Below are 18683 nucleotides of genomic sequence, written 5' to 3' on the forward strand. Positions count from 1 at the left end.
GGACCGGTGTGGTGGGCCATCAGCGGGGGGCGACGGCAGTGGACGGATCCAGTGCGTTAAGCACCAGGTCGAGGGTTTGAGGGTCGGCGAAGAGCGCGGCGTGGTCGGCACCGTTTTGCTGGCACGTGTCCTGGAGAACGTGCTTGGTCACGCCGGGGTGGTCCCCGGGCGGGAAGCTCACCGCCGGCGGGACCAGACCGTCCAGCGCTGAGGCGATGAGCGTGTAGCGGGTGCCCTCGAGGAACGGGGTGCCCCCCTCGACGAGAAGTCGGCCGGTCGGCGAATGCTCGTTGATGTCGAGCAGCGCCGGGAAGGGTATAGGCAGTGGACCATCGGGGATCAGAGGTGAAAATGTGGCGTTCAGGTCGTTGAGGTCCGCCACGGAGGCGAGCGAGGTCAACCCCGGCACCGCCGTCGAGTCTCCGCCGGAGAAGCCGCCCAGCGAGACGACCGTGGCGATCCGACCAGGGCGGGTGACCTTGGCCAGATGCATCCCGGTGGTCACTCCCTGGGAGTGGCCCACGACATCAGCCTGCTCAGCTCCCGTGGATGCCAGGACTCGGTCGAGGTAGGAGGTCATCTCGGATACGTGGTCGGACATTCGCAGCGCCCCGCCCACACCCGGCAAGAGGGGGATGGCGCCGTAGGTGGGCGCGAACACGCAGTAACCCTCGTTGAGGAGCGCTGGAGCGACTGTCCCCCAGTTGTTGACCCCGTTGGCGCCCGTACCGTGAAGAAGGATCACCGGGCGCGGATGCTCGGGGGAGGGCCGGCAGGACCAGTCGTCGACGCCCGGCCAGGGTTGTCCCGGGTGGGTCAGCTGGTAAACGCCACCGGCTTCCGCCGTATAAGGGACCGGCTGGGCAGGCCGAGTGGCAGGGTCGGTCGCTGACGCCGTGGGTGCGGCGAAGACCGAGGCTGCCCCAGCGGCTATCCCGGTCAGCAGAGAGGTGACGAGGCGAGCGAAAAACATGGGCTTCTCCTGAACAGCAACCGGACGGCTTCTGCGATCGGTGTCACCGTAGTTCGCTAGCTTTCGCTATGGGCACGCGTTGCTTATTCACGGAGGACGCTTGAGGGATGAACACGTTCTCGATCGCCGACGTTATCCGCTGGGACATGCGGCATCGAATTCCTCTTGAGTGACCGAGGACAGGCCGTTGTCGATACCGGTCACGACAGCGCCTGGCGGGGCGTCCATGAGCCGGTCGTAGGTGACGGGCGCGCTGGCGAAGTACTTTTGGGGATTGATGAAGCGGGGGCCGCCCTTGTCTTCGGTCCGGGCCGAGACGATGAAGAAGTGTGACGGATCTTCCGGGAGAGCGAGCTCCTGCTCCACTGACCAGGGAGAGGGGTCCTGAACGCGAACCATCAGCGATCCGCTGGCGGGCTCGTCGAGGGTGTAGGAGCCGATGACTGGATTCTGTTCATCGGTTGCGAGGTTTTCGCGGCCAGCATGGATTTCCACGAGTGTCGTTGAGTTCTCGCAGGTGTTCACGTGGAGAGTGAGGTTGCCGTTCCCGTCATGGGACACACCGGTACGCCCGCTCACCTCGTAGTCATCGAAGTTGGCGCACGAAGTGAGCGCGACAGCCGCGCCCGCCGCCAGGAGCACTGTGAGGGTCAGTGTGTGGCGCATCTGTTGATCCTGCCTCATCGCCGCCGTAGGGGGGGAGATGATCAGTGCGACGACCCTTGTGACGTTGGGGCAGTGCCACTCGTGTGGCCTGCAGATTTAACGTAATCGAACATTATCGTCGCAGCGGTGAGCGTGAGTCGGTAGCCCAGCGTGGCGCCTCGTTCTCGAGCGTGGTGGCGTTCGGAGCTTTTGCCGCTAACCGGGGCCTCAACCAGTGGGCGCCTGAACTCAACCTGTCCCTACGTTGCGCTGAGATTGTGGCCATGTGCTCAGTGATTGCCGGTACTCGGCGGCCTCGACGGTCTCGGTAAATTCGAGGATGCTTCCGACCCGCTGTACTAGCTCGTCCCGCACCTCGCCGGGGGTGGCGAAGAAGAACTCTTTTCGCGGGTTGGCCTGGTTGAGAGCGCGGGCTGCGAAGTGCTTGTGCAGTTCGTTTTCGAGGGTGACTGCGTTTTCAGAGAAGAAGAGTGCGTGGACGTCGAAGCGGAACGGCACAGAGGCTCCACTGAGCTCTGCGATTCTCTCGGCGGGCTCAAGGCGGCGGGTGAGCCCAATCTTCACCACTCCTGCACCGAACGCGCCCTCATTGGAGATCACGTAGATGTAGCCAGCGCGGATGTTGGCCGCCCGGTAGTCGTTCTGCTCGATCGCCTGGTCGACGGCAGTGAGCCGTTCGATGAGGTCGGCGTCGTCGCGTCCTTGGGCTCGGAGCGCTTCCAGGGCATTGGTGAGGTGGGCGCGTTCTTTGTCCAGCCGGGCGCGCTCTTCCTCGAGTTCTCGTTGGACGCGTGCTTCCTCGCGAAGCCGAGCGCGTTCCTCGCGAGCCGCTTCGCGTTCTTCTTGCTTCTTCATCAGCCAGTCGGCGGTGAGTTCGACCTCTTCGATACGCAGGGCGTGGAATGCGTCGTTGATGTGCATCTCCATGAGTGCGCCGAGGCGCGCGATGGCGGTGCGTGACGCCTCCAGCCGGCGCTTGGCGGTCTGGACGTTTCCGGCGCGCAGGGAGCGGATGACGTTGTCAGCTTCGGCGTTGTAGGCGCGGAGCATCAGCTTGCCCAGATCTGTCGTCATTCGTCGCCCTTGGGCGAGGGAGTTGTTCAGGGTGAACAGGTCGGACTTCACGATCGCCTGTTCCTCGCGGATCGAGTTGGCGATCCGCGCTTCGAGCTCCTCAAGTCGCCCCTTGTAGGCGGCCGCAGACTCCAGCGGGTGATGGTATCGATAGATGCCCACTGCTTGCAGCACGCGGGCATCGTCGAGCTCGATCGGCTGGTCACCGTCGCGAGCGGCCAGGGCCCGTCGCAGTTCGGCGTTCTCTGCTTCCAGGAATGCAACCCGCGCATTCGGGTTCTGCTCGGGCGTGGCAACCGATTCCGGCTCGGGTGGCTCGGCGGCCTCGCTCGGCGCAGTGGCGTCGTCGGATAGCCAAAGTTGCCAGCCCGCCGGGGGCTCAGGCCAGGTCGGGTCACGGGTCCAGCCAGCCGGCGGCTGCCAGCCCGGCGGTGGCTTGGGCCAGCCCGGCGGCGGGTTAAAGATTAGGCCCATGACGGGGTCACAGGCGCCGGATGCCGGACGAGTCGATCGGGACAAGGCCGTGCGGGTTCTTCGAGACCACCGCGCCGAGATGCTGGAGCGTCGCGGCCGGAACGATCGCCGAGAGGTCCAGCTCGCTGAACGAGTCGCGATCGGCGGCCACAGCGACGAACGGAACATAGGTCTCACGGCCCGTGGCGGGGCTGATCGTCTCGGTTCCCAGCTCGAGTGAAATGCTGCGGATTAGCCCGCGGCGGTCGGCCTCGAAGACCTCGTGGAGACTGCGCAGCGCGACAGCGTGGACGATGCCCGCGTAGCGGTCCTTGGCGGCCTTCTGCGACAGCTGGGTCTCGCTGACTCCGTCAAGCGACTTCGTGTACTTGTACGCCTTGATCGTTGGCACGGTGTCGGGCCCGGGCATCGTGACGCGGAGCGTTAGTTCCGCCGTGCTCGGTTCGAACTCCGCCGCATGGACCACGGGGAAGTGCTCGGGGTAGACGGAGTTAGCCAGCACGAGCTCGACATACTCCTGCACCGCCTCGACCGTCCCATACCCGAGACCGGCGATCAGCCGGTCTAGGGCCTCGTTCTGCTCCTCGGCCTCACGCTCCCGCTCAGCGGACTCCGCCTCATACTGCTGCGTCGCCTCCGCCAGCGCCTGTAACCGAACGCGTTCGACCTCCGCGTGCTCCGCCGCCTGTGCTGCATGTCGAGCAGGTAGCGAGTCTGTCGAGGCCTGCCATGCCTGGTAGTCGGCGGCGTACTGCCGATTGACCTCGGCCTCGGCTGCGGCGAGCTTCTTCTTCCGCCCGAACGGCCCCTTCGGCGCCTCGACCTCACGGCGTACGGGAAGCGGGGGCGCCGGGATCGGCGGCGGAACGGGAATGGGTCTGCGGAGGTCTTCCCGAGGGAACGGCGGGTGCTGGGCCGTCACCCGCAACGACTCCAGGTCGACGAAGTCGTCCACGCCGAGAGTGTCCTCGAGCAACCCATCCAGTTCCGCGTAGTGCTCAGCCAGGCCGATATTCAGCGACTCCACCTCAGCCTGCATCGCCCCGACATGTGCCGCGAGTGCCTCGCGCTCCAAGCGCTTGCGATCCGCCTGCGTCGCTCTCGACGCTGCCACCTGTGCACGCTCGGCGGCCCGCTGCGCTTGCTCAGTGCGCCGTGCGGCCGCCACCTGCTGTTGGGCTGCTGCGCGCTGCCGCTGCTCTGCCAGACGGGCTTGACGCTGCATCTCTGCAAGGAATCCACGACGACGAGCCACTGACAACCTCCACGACTAATGACGCGCGGCCCGAAATGGACCGCCGCTGTTGATCTGCCCGCGGCGTCACCGAGATCACGCGAGCAAGGTCACGAGCCCCGACTCTAGCGGGTGCCAATGTCCGATTCGGCCCGGATGAATAGGTGCGCACCGCCGATTCGCACACGACCATATCCGGATGTTTCTGGCCCTCAGGAGGGTAACCCGACCTACTGGCAAGTGGGACAAAACTAATTTCCACTCTCGGCCATGAGGAGATGGCTGGGTGCAGTCCTCACGGATATCGACTCGGCCTTGCTCACTCCTACCCGTGCTATTTGAGGGCGTAATTGCCAGGGGTACGGGTGTTTTAGCGGCCGGGCTTCAGTCGAGCAGATCGAGGTAGGTGCGGCGTGCCTTCGTCGCGTGGATGACCTCAGTGCTTCCGTCGTCGTAGTGCAGGGCGACCAATTCCAGAACACTGGCCTGAGAATTGAAGCCAAGCGTGAGTGTCCGTTGGGGATGGTCGTCGTCAAGGGGGCCGGACAGGAGAGGGGTGGCCAGTGCTGCGCGGATGTCGTCGTCGGTGATGCCGTGTTTGCGTGCGGATTGGCGAATGATCACGAGGCTGCGGCCCACTGGGCAAGCGCCCGGCGGATTGCCTCAGACCGGTTGAGATGCTCACGCTCAGCGCGAGCCATGACGGCCCCGAGTTCGGCCTCAGTGAGTCGGACCGGCACGACCTTCGCGGCGTGCTCGGCCCGCGCCGGCCGGCCCAGGCGCTTGCCCAGCCACTCGGGGTCATAGCCGGTTTCGGCTTCATCGACCCAGTGGTCAATCTGCTTGTCCGATACGTCTTGCCGCTGAATTTTCCGCTCCATACCGACAATCGTAATACGAATCAGTGGGTAGCAACAGTGCTCGGACAGGAGCCATGTGTCGTCATACTGGGGTACACCTTGCGGTGCATCGCGGGCCGCCATCGTTTCCCCTGTTCCACGGGGTCCCAAGCAGGGTTTAAGGAACAGGGTTCATTGAGGTCACAGAGGTAGCGGGACTGTGGGGGTTCCGCTCTGGAGGGCGGTTCGGGACAGGTGCAGAGCCGAGGCTTCTGCTCATGGCCGCAGCGACCTGACCTGGGAGACCCGGGAGATGGAGGCGATCCAGTTGGCGGCGTCTGGGTCGATCCAGCGAGCCAGCGTGTCGAGGTCTGCGGACAGCTGGTCTAGGCGCCTGGTCTCCTCGGCTGGGTTGGGGTGGATGAGGGGTTCGTGGTGGGCGATCCGATTGCGGAGCTTGTAGATGCGTTGGACGCGGTCCTCGAAGGGCTGACGGGGCTGGGGTTGCGGGTAGTGGGCCATTCCGTGGCGGCGAAGGACACGCCAGATGGTGACCTCGTGGTTTCGGACGAGAAGGAAGCGCCAGAAGTCGAAGCTCAGTTCCGCTACGACTCGGCCGGTGGTCTCTGGGTCGCGGAGCCTGCTGCGGGCTTTGCGAATGCTCTTCTGGGCTGTGCTGGTGAATTGGTAGCCCTGCTGGTCTTCGTACCAGTGGGGGAGCGGGCTCTCCGCGGCTAAGCGGTCGCTGATGAAGTTGCGTAGAAGTACCTCGACATGCCCGATCACCTCAAAGTAGGCCGCTGCGAGCTGGGCGTTCCACCCGTAGAGTGCCGCGGGGTCGGGGTGGTGGCGGTAGCTGGAGATTCTGGGCGCGGAGAACCAGCGTGCGAGATCCTGGGGGTCCTGCATCGGGTGGTGTCACTCTCCGTCGTTGGGTGGGTCCGGTCGCGCTTGTTTGCGAGCATGTTTGCTGTTATGTTCGCTGTGAAAGCCCCGGGTAGGTCAATGCCGCGAAATATCGGTACACACCCCCGGGGTTACTGCTATTTCGGCAGTCTAGAGCCAGCTCGGAGGGTGAGGATCCAGCCTGGTTTTGTGGCCGACTCGGCGTAGGAAGTGTCGGGGTCATGATGGAGGGCGCTGGGTGCCGCGAGCGGTAACGGCGGCATACCTGATCCAGGCGATCGCTCCGAGTATCGGCAGAATCCAGACGGCGAGTAGCCACAACACGGTGTGCACGAGGCCGACCTTAGAGGTGAGGATGTCGACCGTTGCGTAGAAGCTGACGCCAAGCCACACCGCCACGAGTAGCCACGCGGCGCCGATCATGGCAAACACCTGGCTGAAGTTCGGATCGCAGGCCTCTTCTCGGACGCATTCGCTCAGTCCGGCCTCGGCAACTACGGTCGTGTCCATCGCGATCAACCTATCGTTGCAGTGCACCGCCCCGGTAGCCTGTCGAGATTGTCTCTACGGCACGGCCCACTTGCGGTCGAGGGGAACGGTAGACGCGGAGCGTTGCTATCGCTTCTGAAGGACCGGTTACCTCAGTAAGGAGGCCCGTTCCTTCAAACGTCACCGCGAACGGACGTTGCGAGAAGGCCGCCAAACGAAGTTGAGAGTTACACCCCTGTGGGTATCGATCGAAGTCGGCAGTTTCTCACCTACTTGAGCTCATCCAGTGATGGCGTCTGGGCGATTGGCTTCGGAGCGAAGGAAAGACGGAAACCAGTGGTCAACCTTCTGTTCCATCCTCGGAGACGGGGGAGCCGGTCCACTCTGTTTCGGTCCGGATCAGCATATTGATGAGAGACACCGTGAGATTTTCAACAGTAAATGGGCGGCCTGCTTCCTGGAGCAGCGTCAGCTCGCTGTGTAGGGACTCAATCCACTGGGATGAAATCGGGTTCGCTTGAGGGTCGACACGGCGTCGAGCGACTTCGACCGTTCGGAGAACGTCTGAAGCGTTCGTCTCGTTCGCTGATTGCATCAGGGCACAACCTTTCAGGTGCGGGTAGTCCGCGGACTCGCGGAAGCGTCGGTGGATGGTGAAGTCGGGCAGTTCGGCTTCAAGGGCGTCGGCGATTGTTTCGCCTTCCTCGATCCATCGCTGGACGTCGACCGAGCCCGCCCACCCGTACTGGATCGGGTCGAAAGTCACCGTGAAGTGGTCGTCGAACAGGTCGTTCCATCGACGAAGCGCGGCGGTCAGATTTTTGCTGAGGTTGAAGTTTGCCGGGGATAGCTCTCCGGGGGTGATGTCGAAGTCGCCTGGGACGGAGGAAGTTGATGACCACAGTCCCCACCGCGATCCGATATTCGGCATGAGAGTCAACGTCTTGTCTTGCAGATCAGACCTCGCCTGGCGGCCGACCTCGGCAGATCGGTCACCGGGCTGGTCGGTGATGTCGACGAGGTACTCCATCATCGCCGCGGCGCGATCGGACGCGTCTGGCTTGTCAAAGATCTCGGTAAGGAGCGGCTCGACGGGGATGGGTTTCGGCATGCGCCGATAGCCGAGGTGGGCGCTGATCAGGTGCAGTTTCGGGTTGTCGTTGACGCTTCGAAGAACTGCCCGGACCACTGGCTTTTCGACGACGAACGATGAGATGCCGAGGAGGCCGACGGCTCCGGCCACAGTGACCCAGTCCTGCGACTGCCTGAACTCCTCGGTCACGACCGCCGCGATGTAGTCGCGTCTTGATGTCATGACCAGGCCTTGTCTTGGTGACTGCGCTCCCGCTGGGCTTGGGAACCGCACCATATCGATCGCATCTGCGCCAAAGTTTACGTTGCCGGCTCGGATGGGCCCGCGGACGTCGAACCGGCGGTGACCGGTTCAACAGGCCGGGGCGGCAGGTGCCGGTAGAGGCTGGTGCGGGCGATGCCGGTCTTGGTGACGATCTCGGCGATGGTGTGCCCGGACTCCCGTAAATGCTCGGCGTAAGCCAGTTTGTCCGGATCCACCACCGAGGGGCGCCCTATTCGGCGTCCCTTGGCGGTGGCCACGGCCCGGGCGTGTGCCGCTCGCTCGAGGGTGTAGGTGCGTTCCATCTGTCCGAACAGGGCCAGCAGCACCACCGCGGGTTGGGACATCGGATCGTCCGTGTTGGACGAGTCGACCTTGATCGGATCGGCCAGGTTCCGTATCCCGATCCCTCGCTCGGAAAGTTCGTGGATCAGGTTCAGGGTGTCGCGCACGATGCGCCCGAGGCGGTCCAGGGTGTGCACCACGATGACGTCGCCGTCGCGGGCGTATTCCATGACCGCGCGCAGTCCGGGGCGGTCGACTGTGGACCCGGACTTCTTGTCCACATAGATCCGATCGGCTTCGATCCCTTCTCGGCGCAGTGCGTCGATCTGCCGATCCAGGTCTTGTTTGGCCGTCGACACCCGCGCGTACCCCAACTCCATGCGGTTGGCGTACCGAAAGTTGCGTCCGAACTCCCATAGCAGGACGTAATAATGGGCCTTACTTGTGGGACGCATTTCTTGCTTGCCGACGAGTGGAACCCGGGTTGGACCGGGACTGTCCCACTACCAAGGAACTGGGACGGTCGCTGCGACCCTCGGAAGCGGGGAGCTGGGATCGGGATGGCGCGATCCGGCCCGGATTGTCTAGCTGCTAGGTTGTCGAAATCCACGCGGTTGAGCCGAATGTTCGATTCGGTGCCCGGACCTAGTCCAACGTCAGAGAGAGATCTTGAACCCACGTCCGACGTCTGCGCTCACGACTGTGCTGGTGTTCCTCAGCCTTGGTCTCTTGTGCGGCATCGTCGGCGCTGCGGCGTTGTGGTGGTTCGCGACGCAGCCATTCGAGGTCTACACAGCCAGCTACCATCCGCTCGATTCCACGACCGTTCGTGCTGACTCACCCTCACCATTTGGATTCATGGCCTCGGCTGTCCTCGGTGGTGGTGCACTGGGAGCATTGATCGGCGCCCTGGTTCACTACGCGGGGTGGGGGCTAACGCGTCGGTCAGCCTGAATATGGTCCCGAGGCTCGACTGCTGCGCCGAGCCGGCCGACATGAGTTCAGTCTTGCAACGGAAAACCTACGAGCGTGTCCAGTCGACTTCGTTGGCCATGTGCAGCAGGCGTTCTCTGCGAGCGGGATCGTTGGCGCCAATCCAGGCGATGAGGCCGAGGACGTGGGCGCGGAATTCTGGGTGTCCGGAGTGGTTCTGAGATGAGGCCCCGTGGCGTTGGGCGTTGTGTAGGAGGGCGCGCAGGTTGTCGTAGTCGCTGCGACTGACGCGGGGCCGGTCGTTGACCACCAGGCCAGCGAGGTTCTGCCGTTGATGGTGGCGCATGATGCGCACCTTGCCCGCGTGGACGGTGAATCCCTCGGAGGCGATCACTTTGAGCACCACCCACAGGGCGCGGTCTGCATCCATCGCATCGCCGGACAGTGCCAGGTCGTCTCCGTAGCGGGTGTACGCCAAACCATTGGCCCGGGCGTAGCCATTGAGGCGTCGGTCCAGAGAGCGCATCACCAGGTTCGACAAGTGTGGAGACGTCGGTGCGCCCTGCGGGAGGTGGCGCCCGCGCAGGTAGGTGGCGTGTTCGGCGGGCACACCGGCGAGTTGGTCGGCTGGGGTCGCGGTGGTGGACAGGTCTGCCAGCAACCGAGCGATCTCGGGCGGGTAGCCGGCACGACGGAACACCTCGGCAATGCGCGGGGCGGTGATGCTCTCGAAGCAATGGCGCAGATCGGCGCGCAGCACGGTCGCCTTCCCGGAGTGGGGCCGGGCGAAATCAGCGGTTGAGGACCCTGGGATGAACCCTGTCGCCGCGGGGTGCGCCGGGATGCGCGATACCAATAGCCGCAGGAGTCGCCGCTGGGCCTCGCGCAGTCGCGGCTTGGGAGCTTCGATTACGCGGACACCGTCGCGCTTCTCGCGAGTCCATACCCGGTAGTGCCGCAGACGGGTCGGGGCTGTGCGCAGCCAGCCGCCGTGGTCGGTGAACCACTCGAGCTCTCCGGTCGTGAGGTCCAGCCATTGGGCGACCTCGGGCACTGAGTAGAGCTGCGGCAATCCGTCGGCGATGGTGTCGCGCGGAGGTGGCTCTGGCATGGGCACGGTCGGGTGTCGCGCCGGTGGCTGGGTCCACTTCTTCAAGGCGCGACGCAGGGACTCCGCCGGGTGCCGGGGTTCGGCGGGCGACAGCGTGAGCAGCGCCGGGAGGGCGTCTCGCGCGATGGCAGCCGGTAGAACCGATTCAAGTGCTCTCAGTAGTTCGGGCCAGGTCCAGCCGGTGTAGGTGCGGGAGAACCAGGCAGCGGCGTCATTGACCTCGTCCGCAGTCAGGACGGGTGTGGTCATCGGTTCTCGAGACGGTGGCCGGCGGGCGAGGTGACCTGGAACTCGTCTTGGCGGTGCCGTTGCGCACGCGGAGCGTGCCGTGCGGCACCGGACGCAGGAACTTGCTGTGATGTGTACCCAGGGGTTGCCCCTGAGACGGATCGGATCGATCCACTCTCACCTTGCCCGCCGTCCACGTAGTTCAGTTTGCCAGCGTGAGTCCTCGGTGGGCGCTTGCTTCGACTACTTTAAACGACCTCGGCGCCAGCCCAGTGCGCCGAGATGAATTGGTGAGACACCGGAAGGCCACAAAAGCCCAGGAACCGTGGCACTGTTCTGTCCACGCTTCGCTGTCGCACAAAACTGTAGTTTTTCGATACGTATTCCTTGGCGTCAGGTGGCGCCTAGCTTTTCCTCCTGGAGTTCGCCACCAGCGTCGATGGAATCTAACTAGGTAGTAGCTAGGACGCACCAACGGTGCATTGGCGCCTTCCGGGGATTAGAAGCATGGCGCAAGCGGCATACGTGTCGTACCTGCGGCCTAGTGTTGAATTCATTGGGGGTAGGCGATCCACTTGCCCGTCGATACTTTCCAGGAGGCAAAGATGGCTACAGGTGACGCGGACGCGCTAGCGCCACTCTTGTTCAAGTCGTATGACATGACTGATCTGGCCAGTCTTGCTCCTTATTTTCTGCCGACACAAGAAAGGTGCGGGATCTACGTACTTCGGTTCGAAGACGGATTCGCCTACGTCGGACAAACTGGGGACGTCGTAAAACGCTTCTCAGACCACTTTCGGGATTGGACACGGAAGCGTCCGGGCATCCCGATCGTCCGCCTCGAGTTCGCGCCGTGCGACCCCCAGTCGCTGAACGCGACCGAGTCGGCGATGATCTCCAAGCTGGAGCAGGACACGGATTTGCTCAACAAGCTGGGAACCAACTTCCCTGGGGGGCGAGGTGACATTGAAGTCACCATCACTGATGTGCCGGCTATCAGGATCCCGGTGGACCGTGCGAGGCGTCCGCGTCTGCGCGACGAGCATGACACTCGAAAGCTCCGTCGCTATCTCGACTATGGCCTGGACCCTCACTCGGAGGCAGCCTCGCTTTTCGCCGGCGTCTATTTGGCCGAGACCATGCCTGCACCGTCTGCCACCGCCGGCTCCTCTTGGACCTGCACGGCGATGCCGGATACCGCTGGAAGGACTCGGCTCTTCACTCTCAACGTTGGTGGCTTAGAGGTTCTGTATGCCTACTACCGCGGGGAGTCGAGGGAAGACGCCAAGCCATGGGTGGCCATGAATGTGGCGTTGCCTGAGGACCGTTCTGGCACGGCATTGGAGATCTCTCACTCGTGGTGTGAGGCAGCACCCGGTACCTACAAGAGTGAGCCAGTCTGGTCGTGGCGCTTCGAGCTTGAGGCACTCACTGCTGAAGGTAGAGGTGATGTCGATGCGGAGCTGGCTCGACTCTTTACCCATGACGATGAGTTGTTCGACCTGGCATACAAATTGAATCGTCGACTCATGGCGCGTCGTCCCTCGATGTGGATCTCTAACCACAACGACTACCTTGCTGTTGACTTCCTCTCGAAGACGCTCGTCGCCGATGCACTAGATGAACTCGGCTAGAACTTCGATGCTCATGAACCGCGATGTTCGAAAGTTCCCGTTTGCGGAGCTCAGCCCGGTCAACGTCACAGTCGCGTTAGGCCGAGCTGTGAGCGACGAAATCGTGCGACGTGTTTACGCACCATTGCGACCAGGGCTCTGGACCAGTTGATCCGCTCGGCGATCGGGCCGCGATAGGGGATCGTCTCCTGCGACATGAGAAATCGGTCCGGCGAAGCTGGTCAGCGTGCAGCTCGGGGGGGCGGCGGGTAGTACAGCGGGTCCAGACGGAAGACCCGCCGTGAAAAAGTTCGGTACTGCCCCTCTATCTCCGTTTCGATGAACTTCTCCTGCATGTGCGCTGCCCCCGAGGCGACTAGTCCTTGGAGGCCTCGATTTCGGGTGGTGTCAGATAGGCCATGGCGCTCTTTGAAGTAGTTGGGGCTGAACCAAACTCCGTCGGCCTCGTGAGTTTCGGCGCGGTAGTAGTAGGTCAGAAGCAAGAACATTGCGAGCGACGCTCCGTCCAGGTCCCCGATCATTCCCTGCGTCCACAGTTTCTCGGACAGTCGGAAGTAGCCGCTCCCGCCGTCGGCGTAGGGGTGCGAGTAGTCGCCGTGAGGTGGCGTTTCGTTCAGTAGCGTCACTTTTGAGTTGTAGCCCCGCCGACCGGGTTCGAGAAGGATGAACCCACGCCTGTCGAGTTCATGGAGGTTGGTGGAGACCGACCGGGCGCCCTTTATTGCCGGATCCGGGAGTCCGATGATCTCTGCCCACCATCGAGCCGGCCTTGAGGCTGTATGAGGGGGAGCGGAGGCGACCCAGAGGAGGCTCAGTAGCAAGGCGAGCCGTGTGCGCCCGCCTCGGCCCCCGCCGCCGGCGCCAGTGCTGCTCATCAGTGAGCCCATGGGCGACTGGAGCTGCCCCTCGCCGATGGTCACAAACGCTCGCCGAACTGGCGCACCCATGCGCGCGCGGTTGCCCAACCTCGACGCGAACGCTCGAGCTTCACTGGCCGGCTGCAAGATGCTCACAACGCCCCGATCATGTTGCTATTACATTGGGCTACGGTTTAACGCGGGGTCAAATCCACGCTAGCGACATTATCATGCCTCCGAGCGTAGCCAATGAGGTCCGGGGGCTGTAGCGTCATAGCTGCGGCAGCCCCTTCATGGAGCGCATGTTCCTGGGGCCGTCCCGGCAGTTGGGTAGGCGCGGCCCGGTCAGATCGCGCACGCGTTTCGAAGGATGCAGGCGGGCCCCTCGTATGGGCTACGTACGTACTCGGAGAGAGGCGCCCCAGCTTGCCGCTGACGCAAAATGTCGTAGGCGGAGGTTCCCGTGTGCACGGGGGCCTCCGCTGCTCTAGTGCCGTTTGTGATCTTTTTGCGACGATCCGGCAGGGGGGTGCCTCTTTACCGGCTCCGTTGACCAGCACAGATTGGTCGGTACACCGAGGGCAGAAAATCATTTAGTGCTTCACATCTGGGCCAGGTTTCTGGCGTTCATCTGCCCGCTGACTGGGAGGATCCGAGGCGCTTTACCTGCGAGTAAAGCTCTCTCAAAGCCACGTCGGACATATCGATGATGGGTTCGTACATGAACGAATTTACGTGAATGTTCTCCGGTGTCATGAGCACGACGCCGTCGAGTACCTCTTGAGCGCCAGGGTTACCGAGTCCGCGCCTTCTGAACTCTTGGAACAGCACTTGGGCCTGGTTGGTTTTGATGGCATCGGTGAATCCGGGGTCATTGAGCTCGGCCACCATGTACTTCTCCGCAAGGATCCGTGTGGCGATAGCCAGCACGATCTTGTTCTCGAAGTTGACACCCTCATCGGCCACAAGGGCTTGGTCGGCCTGCTGGCACAGCAGGTCCATCACGGAGTCTGCCGGCGACCCCCAGGTTTTTCCCTTCTGTCCGTGGAACGTCTCGGAAAAAATCCGGTCCAGGTCCCCGTTCGTAATCGAAGCGGAGTCGGCTTTCCAATGGAGGAGCGACGTGAGCACGATGTAATCCTCGTCGTCGATCCCCTTGGTGTACTCAAGAATATTCCGCACGAAGGGGACCGAAGCGATGCGCTGCATCCCGTTGGTGAAAAAGTGCTGCTTGAAGCCGAGGATGAACGGGTTGTTGACGTGCTCCGCCTGGTTGAGCACGATCCTCGCCCCGCCCTTCTGGGCCATGAAGCACCGGTTGTAGCCGACGACGCCACGGCTGACCAATGTTCGGAAGAAGTCGAAGTTGTGCGTGAGGAGGACAAGCTTGAAATCCGTGTGATCCGCCATCTCCTTGAGGTATTGGATGATGGCGTACTTGTTCTTGTAGTCGAATGAGTCGGCGAGGTCATCGATTACGAACAGTGTCTCGCGTCCCGCAGCCTTTCGCGCCTCCATCTCGAAGAGCACGTTGAGGATGTAAAGGGCCTTCTTCTCACCGTTGCTGAGCACCGCAAGCAGGTCGTCCCGCTCGACGGCGATGGACTCTCCGCCCTCCTCAAACTCGAAGACCAGCTTCAGCATCGCCTCCTGGCCGAGCATGACGCGGTGCTTGTTCTCCGCACTGAGTCGGAACGGCACGAAGAACCGGTCGTTGAAGATCTGGATGACCTTCTCCCACTGGGTGCTCTCCTGCGCCGCTTGCTCCTCGATCTCCTTGCGTCGTGCCTCCGTGCTCTTGAAACACTTCACGACGCGCTGGAAGATGTCCTCGTCCGCCTTCAAGTACGACTTCCAGACGTTCTGCTGGAAAGAGTCGACGTTGGCGAACTCCGGCAGGAGATCTTCCCGCCCCGCAATAAAGTCGAAGAACCGACGCGCATCCGCGTTTTTCTCCAGAACCTTCTCGACCGCGTCGAGCTTCTTGCGCAGCACATCGTCGTCAGTGATGCGCTTCTTCTCCTCGGCGATGAGCGCTTTCAGGTCCGCATCGCTTGTCACCGTGCGCGGCTCGTCTTCCCCATGCAGGAGCAACGAGTGTTTCGCCGCGAAGAACCCGTTGTCGCCCAGGCTCTTCGTCACATTGGTCGCGTTGTAGAAAGTGAACGAATCGCGGCTGAAGAAGTTGGATTCGTCTAGGAGTTCGTTCAGACGGGTGACGTACTTGGCCAGTTCCGACTGGACTCCGGGCGTTCGCAGGACGGCATCGACCTTGTCATTGAACAGGATGTCGTACGGCAGGTCGGCGTACCTCGCGTCTTCCAGTTGCTCGACTTCGTAACTGATGCGGACCATCGCCTCGAAAAACTTGCCGTCTTGTTGAGTGAATACTCGAGACAAGGCGCTGACGACGTCTTGTTTTGTACCGGACTGCGCCTTTAGCGCAGTGATTAGGTCGTCGCGCGCATCGAGGAGATCGACCTGGAGTCCTTCGTACTCTTTTCGCAGCTTGGGGTTCACGAGGAGTGTCGAAGTGGACTCGGTCGGACCGAGTTCCTCGTCATAGGACAGGACAACAACTACATCGTTGGGATCTAGGTCGTCGCCGTTCTCGTCGCTGACACTGCGCTCGGTCTCGCGAGACGGGAACATGTGATCGATCGTGGCCTGACCGTCGGCGAGGTCTTTGAAGGTCCGGGCAAGGGAGGTCTTCATCGTGCCGTTCGGCGCGTAAACCGCGACGGCGTTGCCCTTCTTGAAGCTGAACGACGCGTCAAGCTCACGGATGCCATGGCAGTTCTTAAGTGCGACGTTCATTTTTCTCATGTCCACCAACCTAGAGGAGAGGGGAGCCAATTCGTAGGGATGGACGACATACGGATTCGGGACTTTGGCGCGGGACGTCTGCAGTTGCTTTTCTGATGAATGTGCGAGCGATTCGGAGCAGTATCGAGGCTCGCGTGATCTACACCTCGCCTGGTTTTACTTGTCATAAGGACTGGATATCGGACATGGGCTAACTTTCGGCGCCGGAAGCGTGCCGACTCTTGCTGCTGTGGCGGCGGGCGCGGGTCCGTTCGCCCCACATCGGGCGTAGTCACGACCGCGGTGCGGGTGTCTGCCACAGTGGGTGGTAGGTGGGGGAGGTGGCCAGTGGTCGAGTGGGCTGATGTGAAGGCGGCGATGGCCAGTGGGCGTCGGATGCCGGTTCGAGGTCGGGTCACTGCGCACCTACACTCCACGTTCACTGTCGGGTATGCGGCAGGATCTCCGCTTATGTTGGTGTTTCTGCACCCGCAGGGCCTGGATCTTCACAGCGGTTCACCCTGTGAGTCCTTGGGGTAGCTGGTCGGGGGCGGTTGCGGTGGTGGCGTCTGTTGGGCGGCGTGAGGCGTAGCCTGACGGCCTCCATTCAGTTGACGCGGCATCGTCCCCGTGTGAGTGTGAGGAAGTCAGAGGTTTGCCACGCACAACCATTGGAGACTCGCTATGAAGGCTGTCGTCTATCAGGGGCCCAGAGATGTCGCGGTCACGGATGTTCCGGACGCGAAGATCGAACGTCCTACCGATGTGCTGGTCAAGGTGACAACGACCAATATCTGCGGCTCGGATCTGCACATGTATGAGGGCCGGACCTCATTCGAGGAGGGCCGCACGTTCGGCCACGAGAACATGGGGGAGGTGGTGGAGGTCGGTAAGGGCGTGGAGAAGGTCAAGGTGGGCGACCGGGTCGTGCTGCCCTTCAACATCTCGTGCGGGTTCTGCAAGAACTGCGAGCGTGGTCTGACGAATTACTGCCTGACCACGCAGCCTGACCCGTCCGCCGCCGGTGCGGCATACGGATTTGCGGACATGGGCTCGTACGGCGGAGGCCAAGCGGAGCTGCTCCGGGTCCCCTTCGGCGACCACAACGCGCTGCGCCTGGGTGAGGATGCGCAGGAGAAGGAGAACGACTACGTCATGCTCTCCGACATCTTCCCCACCGGTTACCACGCCACCGAGATGGCCGGCGTGATCCCGGGCGACAGCGTCGTGATCGCTGGGGCGGGTCCGGTCGGATTGATGGCCGCCCTGTCCGCGACGATCAAGGGGGCTGCGAAGGTCATGGTGGTCGATCGCCACCCCGACCGGCTCGCGCTGGCCGAGCAGATCGGTGCGATTGCCATCGACGACTCCAAGACCGACCCGGTGCAGGCGGTGCTGGACGAGACGATGGGGCTCGGAGCCGACCGTGGCTGCGAGTGCGTGGGCTATCAGGCCCATGATCCTCAGGGCAACGAAGACACGGCGGCCACCTTGAACATGCTCATCAACGCGGTGCGCTTCACCGGCGGGATCGGCACCGTCGGCGTGTTCGTCCCCCAGGACCCGGGGGCCAAGAGCGAATTGGCCAAGCAGGGCAAGGCGGCCATCGACTTCGGCACCCACTGGTTCAAGGGGCAGACCATGGGCAACGGTCAAGCCCCGGTCAAGCGGTACAACCGCCAGCTTCGGGACCTGATCGCGGCTGACAAGGCGAAGCCGTCCTGGATCGTCTCCCACGAGATCTCGCTGGAAGAGGCCGCCGACGCCTACAGGAACTTCGACGCCAGGTCCGAGGGCTGGACCAAGGTCGTGATCAAGCCGGGTATGTCCAGCGGAAAGAAGGTGAACTGACATGGCAGCAGATCTGCAGGGCAAGAGGGTCGCGATCCTCGCCGCGGACGGGGTCGAGCGCGTCGAGCTCGAGCAACCCCGCGAGGCACTGGACCGGGCCGGGGCCCGGACCGAGGTCCTGTCGATCCACGACGGCGAGATCCAGGCCCGTAAGAACGACCTGGATGAAGCGGGCACGTTCACCGTCGACGGGCTGGTCGCCGACGCCTCGGTGGGCGATTACGACGCCTTGGTGCTTCCGGGCGGCACGGTGAACCCCGACCAGCTCCGGGTCGACAAGGACGCCGTTTCCTTCGTCCGGGACTTCGTCGAGAGTGGCAAGCCCGTGGCGGCGATCTGTCACGGACCGTGGACGTTGATCGAGGCCGGCGTGGCCACCGGTCGCACCCTGACGTCTTTCCCGAGCATCCGCACGGACCTGCGCAACGCCGGCGCGAACGTCGTCGACCAGGAAGTGGTGGTCGACAAGAATCTCATCACCAGCCGCTCGCCGGAGGACCTGCCGGCGTTCTCCGACGCGCTCGTGTCCCAACTCGCGGGCACCACGACAAAGGAATAGGAGACATCATGAGTGTGACAAAGGGACTGCTGGTCAGGTTCGACGCGTTGCCCGGCAAGGAGGACGAGGTGAAGGACTTCCTCGACAGCGGCCGTGGGCTTGTCGAGGGAGAGCCGGCGACCACCGCGTGGTTCGCGATCCGCCTCGGGCCGACCTCGTTCGGGATCTTCGACGTCTTTCCGGACGACGCCGGACGTGATGCCCACCTGTCCGGACCCGTGGCGGAAGCGCTCGGCGAAAACGCCGGCACGCTGTTTTCCGAACCCACGATCGAGAAGCTCGACGTGTTGGGCTCCAAACTCCCCGCCTGACCCCACGGATTAGGGGCGCGAGACCCGAGCAGAGGGGTCGCTGCGCGGCGTCAGCGGGCTGACACAGCCCGTTGACGTCGTGGCAGCGGCCCCTTCTCTT

The 18683-nt window shown here is 63.0% G+C and carries 17 protein-coding genes; 4 read left to right on the forward strand and 13 right to left on the reverse strand.

What is annotated here, in order from left to right; translation table 11 throughout:
- Window positions 1–19 precede the first annotated feature (19 nt).
- From ON04_RS01080 to ON04_RS01135, 11 genes are all read right to left on the reverse strand, one after another.
- Window positions 20–973, reverse strand: a complete 954-nt coding sequence (locus ON04_RS01080; RefSeq protein ID WP_010539718.1) for an alpha/beta fold hydrolase — start codon at window positions 971–973, stop codon at window positions 20–22.
- A 132-nt stretch (window positions 974–1105) separates the two neighbouring features.
- Window positions 1106–1639, reverse strand: coding sequence for a hypothetical protein (locus tag ON04_RS01085; protein ID WP_010539719.1), 534 nt, complete (start codon window positions 1637–1639; stop codon window positions 1106–1108).
- A 228-nt stretch (window positions 1640–1867) separates the two neighbouring features.
- The gene (locus ON04_RS01090; RefSeq protein ID WP_010539720.1) at window positions 1868–3187 is read right to left on the reverse strand and encodes an SNIPE associated domain-containing protein; all 1320 of its coding nucleotides are present in this window, start codon (window positions 3185–3187) and stop codon (window positions 1868–1870) included.
- Between the two features lie 7 nt (window positions 3188–3194).
- On the reverse strand, window positions 3195–4442 hold the full coding sequence (locus ON04_RS16915; protein ID WP_238529185.1) for a hypothetical protein: 1248 nt from the start codon (window positions 4440–4442) through the stop codon (window positions 3195–3197).
- A gap of 363 nt (window positions 4443–4805) precedes the next feature.
- A complete protein-coding gene (locus tag ON04_RS01100; protein WP_238529186.1) occupies window positions 4806–5045 on the reverse strand; it encodes a hypothetical protein in 240 nt (79 codons plus the stop codon).
- Window positions 5042–5302 carry a ribbon-helix-helix protein, CopG family gene (locus ON04_RS01105; RefSeq protein WP_029457416.1) on the reverse strand — a complete coding sequence of 87 codons (261 nt, stop codon included), beginning with the start codon at window positions 5300–5302 and terminating at the stop codon, window positions 5042–5044. The genes ON04_RS01100 and ON04_RS01105 overlap by 4 nt, the downstream gene beginning before the upstream one ends.
- Window positions 5303–5536: 234 nt before the next feature.
- Window positions 5537–6169 (reverse strand): Abi family protein, encoded by a 633-nt coding sequence (locus tag ON04_RS01110; protein ID WP_010539724.1) that lies wholly within the window; start codon window positions 6167–6169, stop codon window positions 5537–5539.
- 216 nt (window positions 6170–6385) lie between these two features.
- Complete coding sequence (locus ON04_RS01115; protein ID WP_010539725.1) at window positions 6386–6676, reverse strand: PLD nuclease N-terminal domain-containing protein; 291 nt, start codon at window positions 6674–6676, stop codon at window positions 6386–6388.
- A gap of 319 nt (window positions 6677–6995) precedes the next feature.
- Window positions 6996–7937, reverse strand: coding sequence for a hypothetical protein (locus ON04_RS01120; RefSeq protein WP_141564572.1), 942 nt, complete (start codon window positions 7935–7937; stop codon window positions 6996–6998).
- A 110-nt stretch (window positions 7938–8047) separates the two neighbouring features.
- Window positions 8048–8674: a recombinase family protein gene (locus ON04_RS01125; protein WP_029457418.1), complete on the reverse strand. Its 627-nt coding sequence runs from the start codon at window positions 8672–8674 to the stop codon at window positions 8048–8050.
- A gap of 641 nt (window positions 8675–9315) precedes the next feature.
- On the reverse strand, window positions 9316–10587 hold the full coding sequence (locus tag ON04_RS01135; RefSeq protein ID WP_010539728.1) for a reverse transcriptase family protein: 1272 nt from the start codon (window positions 10585–10587) through the stop codon (window positions 9316–9318).
- 638 nt (window positions 10588–11225) lie between these two features.
- Between ON04_RS01135 and ON04_RS01140 the strand changes: the two genes are divergently transcribed.
- Window positions 11226–12200 (forward strand): GIY-YIG nuclease family protein, encoded by a 975-nt coding sequence (locus ON04_RS01140; protein ID WP_141564573.1) that lies wholly within the window; start codon window positions 11226–11228, stop codon window positions 12198–12200.
- A gap of 221 nt (window positions 12201–12421) precedes the next feature.
- Here the strand turns inward: ON04_RS01140 and ON04_RS01145 are convergent, their stop codons facing one another.
- Both ON04_RS01145 and ON04_RS01150 read right to left on the reverse strand, forming a co-directional pair.
- The gene (locus ON04_RS01145; protein WP_029457423.1) at window positions 12422–13120 is read right to left on the reverse strand and encodes a hypothetical protein; all 699 of its coding nucleotides are present in this window, start codon (window positions 13118–13120) and stop codon (window positions 12422–12424) included.
- A gap of 564 nt (window positions 13121–13684) precedes the next feature.
- Complete coding sequence (locus ON04_RS01150) at window positions 13685–15874, reverse strand: ATP-binding protein (protein WP_010539731.1); 2190 nt, start codon at window positions 15872–15874, stop codon at window positions 13685–13687.
- A 672-nt stretch (window positions 15875–16546) separates the two neighbouring features.
- Here ON04_RS01150 and ON04_RS01155 point away from each other — a divergent pair.
- From ON04_RS01155 to ON04_RS01165, 3 genes are read left to right on the forward strand one after another with little or no spacing between them, the layout of a single operon-like run.
- Entirely contained in the window at window positions 16547–17713 is a 1167-nt protein-coding gene (locus ON04_RS01155; protein ID WP_010539732.1) for a glutathione-independent formaldehyde dehydrogenase, read from the forward strand.
- Between the two features lies 1 nt (window position 17714).
- On the forward strand, window positions 17715–18272 hold the full coding sequence (locus ON04_RS01160; protein WP_010539733.1) for a type 1 glutamine amidotransferase domain-containing protein: 558 nt from the start codon (window positions 17715–17717) through the stop codon (window positions 18270–18272).
- Window positions 18273–18280: 8 nt separating this feature from the next.
- Entirely contained in the window at window positions 18281–18583 is a 303-nt protein-coding gene (locus ON04_RS01165) for a putative quinol monooxygenase (protein ID WP_010539734.1), read from the forward strand.
- The last annotated feature ends 100 nt before the right edge of the window (window positions 18584–18683 follow it).

It is taken from the genome of Dietzia alimentaria 72, assembly GCF_000226215.1.
Taxonomy (GTDB): Bacteria; Actinomycetota; Actinomycetes; order Mycobacteriales; family Mycobacteriaceae; genus Dietzia; species Dietzia alimentaria.

What these genes read in the sequence shown, in the direction of transcription:
- ON04_RS01135 (WP_010539728.1), bottom strand. Translation starts at nt 10,587, where the DNA reads ATGACCACACCCGTCCTGACTGCGGACGAGGTCAATGACGCCGCTGCC.
- ON04_RS01155 (WP_010539732.1), top strand. Translation starts at nt 16,547, where the DNA reads ATGAAGGCTGTCGTCTATCAGGGGCCCAGAGATGTCGCGGTCACGGAT.
- ON04_RS01085 (WP_010539719.1), bottom strand. Translation starts at nt 1,639, where the DNA reads ATGCGCCACACACTGACCCTCACAGTGCTCCTGGCGGCGGGCGCGGCT.
- ON04_RS01090 (WP_010539720.1), bottom strand. Translation starts at nt 3,187, where the DNA reads ATGGGCCTAATCTTTAACCCGCCGCCGGGCTGGCCCAAGCCACCGCCG.
- ON04_RS01105 (WP_029457416.1), bottom strand. Translation starts at nt 5,302, where the DNA reads ATGGAGCGGAAAATTCAGCGGCAAGACGTATCGGACAAGCAGATTGAC.
- ON04_RS01140 (WP_141564573.1), top strand. Translation starts at nt 11,226, where the DNA reads ATGACTGATCTGGCCAGTCTTGCTCCTTATTTTCTGCCGACACAAGAA.
- ON04_RS01165 (WP_010539734.1), top strand. Translation starts at nt 18,281, where the DNA reads ATGAGTGTGACAAAGGGACTGCTGGTCAGGTTCGACGCGTTGCCCGGC.
- ON04_RS01125 (WP_029457418.1), bottom strand. Translation starts at nt 8,674, where the DNA reads ATGGAGTTGGGGTACGCGCGGGTGTCGACGGCCAAACAAGACCTGGAT.
- ON04_RS01160 (WP_010539733.1), top strand. Translation starts at nt 17,715, where the DNA reads ATGGCAGCAGATCTGCAGGGCAAGAGGGTCGCGATCCTCGCCGCGGAC.
- ON04_RS01110 (WP_010539724.1), bottom strand. Translation starts at nt 6,169, where the DNA reads ATGCAGGACCCCCAGGATCTCGCACGCTGGTTCTCCGCGCCCAGAATC.
- ON04_RS01115 (WP_010539725.1), bottom strand. Translation starts at nt 6,676, where the DNA reads ATGGACACGACCGTAGTTGCCGAGGCCGGACTGAGCGAATGCGTCCGA.
- ON04_RS01150 (WP_010539731.1), bottom strand. Translation starts at nt 15,874, where the DNA reads ATGAACGTCGCACTTAAGAACTGCCATGGCATCCGTGAGCTTGACGCG.
- ON04_RS01080 (WP_010539718.1), bottom strand. Translation starts at nt 973, where the DNA reads ATGTTTTTCGCTCGCCTCGTCACCTCTCTGCTGACCGGGATAGCCGCT.